Origin of the sequence: Bradyrhizobium sp. 23 (assembly GCF_023073295.1) — a bacterium.
In the GTDB taxonomy this organism is placed as follows: Bacteria; Pseudomonadota; Alphaproteobacteria; order Rhizobiales; family Xanthobacteraceae; genus Bradyrhizobium; species Bradyrhizobium canariense_D.
Genome location: NZ_JADPJF010000064.1, coordinates 225,216 through 229,016, shown reverse-complemented (window position 1 = coordinate 229,016; position 3,801 = coordinate 225,216). Strand labels below are relative to the sequence as shown.

Sequence of the window (3,801 nt, the reverse complement as noted above, 5' to 3'; positions counted from 1 at the left end):
CGCGGCCCGCGGCTTCCGCATCATCGTGCTGGAAAAGGCCGAGCGGCTCGAGGAAGTCGGCGCCGGTCTGCAACTCTCCCCGAACGCCAGCCGCGTGCTAGTCGAGCTCGGCCTCACCGAGCGCCTCAAGTTGCGCGCCGTGATCCCGGAGGCAGTCTCGATCATGAGCGCGCGGGCCGGCGGTGAGCTTTTGCGCATGCCGCTGGGAGAAGCCGCCGCCGAGCGCGCCGGCGCCCCCTATTGGGTGGTGCACCGCGCCGACCTGCAATCCGCCCTCGCCGGCGCAGTTTCCGACCATCCCGATATCGACCTGAAACTCGGCGCGACCTTCGAAGACGTCGCGCCTCACGTGAAGGGGCTGACGGTGGTTCATCGCAGCGGCACGATCCGGCGCAGCGATCTCGCCAGTGCGCTGATCGGCGCCGACGGTATCTGGTCGACGGTGCGCCAGCATCTATTCCCCGAGGTGCAGCCGCGCTTCTCCGGGCTGATTGCCTGGCGCGGTACGCTCGATGCCACGCAACTGCCGAAGGACTACACAGCGCGCCGGGTCCAGCTCTGGATGGGCCCGAATGCCCATCTCGTCGCCTACCCGATCGCGGGCGGACGCCAGATCAACGTGGTCGCGGTGCTGCCGGGCACCTGGAACAGGCCGGGCTGGAGCACGCCCGGCGATCCCCGCGAAGTGCTGGACGCCTTCGCCGCGCCGCGCTGGCCGCCGCCGGCGCGCATGATGCTCGCCACAGTCGACAGCTGGCGGAAATGGGCGCTGTTCGGCGTCCCCGACGACTGCCCCTGGAGCAAAGGCCCGGTCGCGCTGCTCGGCGACGCCGTGCATGCGATGCTGCCGTTTGCGGCCCAGGGCGCCGGCATGGCGATCGAGGACGCCGCAGTGCTCGCGCAGCATTTGAGCCCTGAGATCGCCGAGACCACCGCGGGCATCACGGCAGCGCTGAGACAATACGGCCGGACGCGCCAGGCGCGCGTGCGGCGGGTGCAGCGGACCGCGCGGCAGCAGGGCCGCATCTATCATTTCAGTGGGCCGCTCGCGTTCGCGCGCGATCTTGCGGTCCGCGCCCTCGGCCCGGAACGCATGCTGGCACGGCAGGACTGGATCTACGGCTGGCGGCCCTGACGCGAGGCGCTGATGTCAGGACGTTTCAGCGCACTGCTCTTGTCGATTTCGGGCCAGGCTTGATCGGGCCAGGATTGGCTGCGGGCGCCGCGGCGGCCGGCGTCGCCTCGGGGGGCGTTTCCCGGCACTTGTTGCGGCGCCAAGCGTCATCGGCCATCTGCGCCTGCCCGCGTACTGCGATGTAGTCGTTGCGATAGGCAAGCTCCGACACCACGGCGCCGCCCGCGCCGGTCTGTGCCTTGTCCATCAGCCTCTGCAAATCGCCGGTGCGGTTGGCGATCGACTTGCGCTCGCCTTCGAGCTGCTTGCAATCGTACAATTCGTACTTGGCGGGATCGGCAAAGGCCGGAGCGACCGTCTCGCTCATGCTGGCGCAGCCGGACAGCGCGAAGTCGGCCGCGAGCAGCGCGGCGACCACGCAGCACGGGCGCAGGCGATATTGGATCAAAGCTGACATGCCGGATGAATAGTCCCCGTCGATTGAGAATGCCTAAAGCAACAACAGATGTCCGGATTGAGGCTTTGCCTTGTGCCGCCGGCTCGCCTAAGGAAGAACCACCCCTCCGGCCTGCAAATGCCAATTCCAGACCGCCGGCAAGGGACTTAAGTGGCTGATCTCGTTGGATCAAGCGGGCATGGCGGAATTGGTAGACGCAAGGGACTTAAAATCCCTCGGCGCGCAAGCGCTGTGCCGGTTCGACCCCGGCTGCCCGCACCACGAAAGCTGCGCGGAGGATCCCGCCGCGCGCGGCGGCCGCGAGCGCTGATACCTCATCAATTCCTGTCTGCTCCTGCACCGCCTGCCAGCCATCCCGAAACGTTGCTTGTGCAACGCAGCATTGAAGATAGATAAGGGCCTCAAATCAGAGGTGAGCTTCTTGTCCGACGTCAATGCCGACGACTGGGTGTCCTCGGGACACCGTCCCATGGGTTTCCCCGAATTCGTCATCGTGATCGCGTCGATCATGGCGCTGAATCCGCTTGCGATGGACATGATGCTCCCGGCACTGCCCAATATCGGGTCGGCCTTCAATATCCCCGTCGCCAACCATCTTCAGCTGGTGCTGTCGACCTTCCTGATCGGCTTTGGCGCGGGGCAGTTCGTCATGGGCCCGCTGTCGGATCGCTTTGGCCGCCGCCCGGTGCTGCTCGGCGGGATGGCGGTCTATGCGGTGGCAAGCGTGCTGGCGATTGCGGCGCCGTCGTTCGAGACGCTGCTGCTGGCACGCGCACTGCAGGGTTTCGGTACCTCGGCGACTCGCGTGATCGCGACCTCGATCGTGCGCGACTGTTACGTCGGCCGCCGCATGGCGAGCGTGATGTCGCTTGCGATGATGATCTTCATCGCCGTCCCCGTGATCGCCCCTTCGTTCGGACAGGCGGTGCTGCTGGTGACGCAATGGCGCGGCATCTTCGTCGTGCTGATGCTCTACGGGCTGCTCGCGCTTGCATGGTCCGTGCTGCGGCTTCCGGAGACCCTGCCTGAGAGCGAACGCAGGTCGCTTGCGCCGGCCGACGTGCTCACGGCCTACTGGCAGACCGTGACCCATCGCCAAACCCTCGGCTATGCGCTCGCCGCCGGTAGCGTCATGGGCGCGCTGTTCGCCTACGTATTTTTGGCTCAGCAAGTTTTTGTCGGCATCTATCACCTCGGCCATTATTTTCCGCTCGCCTTCGCCGGGATCGCGGCCGGCACCGCCATTGCCGGCTTTCTCAATGCGCGATTCGTCGGGACCCTCGGCATGCGCGTGATCTCGCACGGCGCGCTGACGCTCTACACCGCGGTGGCGGGAGTGATGCTGCTGACGGAAAGCCTCGCCGCGTTGCCGCTTCCCCTGTTCATGGTGCTCTCGGCGCTGATGATGTTCTCGTTCGGCATGATGGTCGCCAACTTCACTGCACTCGCCATGGAGCCGCAGGGCCACATCGCCGGCACGGCGTCCTCGCTCTACGGCTCGATCACCACGCTGATCGGCATCGCCGTCGGCATGGCCATCGGACAAAGCTTCGACGGCACGTTGCTGCCGTTCTCGGTCGGCTTCTTCGTGTCGTCCCTCGCCGCGCTCGCGATCGTGCTGGTGGTGGAGAGAGGACGGTTGTTCAGGCCGCATCATCGCGCCATCGGCTGAGGAACTCCGTGGCGCTCTCGATGTTGTACTGCAACAATTTGAAAGGGCGCTTCAATGGAACCGAAACACCGTAAAGACCACGACGCTGCGGAACGGGCGGAGACGGAACGCACGCCGTCGAGCGCCGAAAAGACCGCCGTCACCGTGCCATTCGCGAGTGAAGGGCTCGAGCGGGTCCGCGACAGCCACTGCTGAGCAAGACGCCTATTCCGTTGCGCGCCTGCTGGCGCTGAAATCGTCCGCAATGCCTTCGGGTGCCGCGCCGCTTCCACGGGGCGGCACCATCAGCACAAACACTTCCCGCGTGAGACCGGGCCGGCCCCATAGCTGCGCCTGTATGATAAGTTCCCGCCTGATGAAATGCCCGGCGCGCCCGGCCACCGAGTCCATCCACCGGCTGCAGTCATCCTGATCGCGAAAACAGAGCGCGGCCCAGCCGCGCTCCAGCGTCGTCTTGTGCGGCAAGCCCCCGGGATATTGATCCTCGAACGGCCGCACGTGGTGCGGGTGGTCCGGGCTGTAGAAGGCTGTCGCGAA

At 66.1% G+C, this 3,801-nt stretch carries 3 protein-coding genes, 1 tRNA gene and 1 pseudogene; 3 read left to right on the top strand and 2 right to left on the bottom strand.

Annotated features, from left to right (window positions below; translation table 11 throughout):
* Window positions 1–1,135, top strand: a 1,135-nt coding sequence (locus IVB32_RS16195) for an FAD-dependent monooxygenase (protein WP_247410739.1), incomplete at its 5' end; no start/stop codon positions are given.
* Between the two features lie 25 nt (window positions 1,136–1,160).
* Here IVB32_RS16195 and IVB32_RS16190 read toward each other — a convergent pair.
* Entirely contained in the window at window positions 1,161–1,592 is a 432-nt protein-coding gene (locus IVB32_RS16190) for a twin-arginine translocation pathway signal (protein WP_247371627.1), read from the bottom strand.
* 172 nt (window positions 1,593–1,764) lie between these two features.
* Between IVB32_RS16190 and IVB32_RS16185 the strand changes: the two genes are divergently transcribed.
* Both IVB32_RS16185 and IVB32_RS16180 read left to right on the top strand, forming a co-directional pair.
* Window positions 1,765–1,853, top strand: a tRNA-Leu gene (locus IVB32_RS16185).
* 160 nt (window positions 1,854–2,013) lie between these two features.
* The gene (locus IVB32_RS16180; RefSeq protein WP_026232922.1) at window positions 2,014–3,264 is read left to right on the top strand and encodes a multidrug effflux MFS transporter; all 1,251 of its coding nucleotides are present in this window, start codon (window positions 2,014–2,016) and stop codon (window positions 3,262–3,264) included.
* 204 nt (window positions 3,265–3,468) lie between these two features.
* Here the strand turns inward: IVB32_RS16180 and IVB32_RS16175 are convergent.
* A pseudogene (locus tag IVB32_RS16175) lies at window positions 3,469–3,801 on the bottom strand (hypothetical protein); the annotation flags it as partial.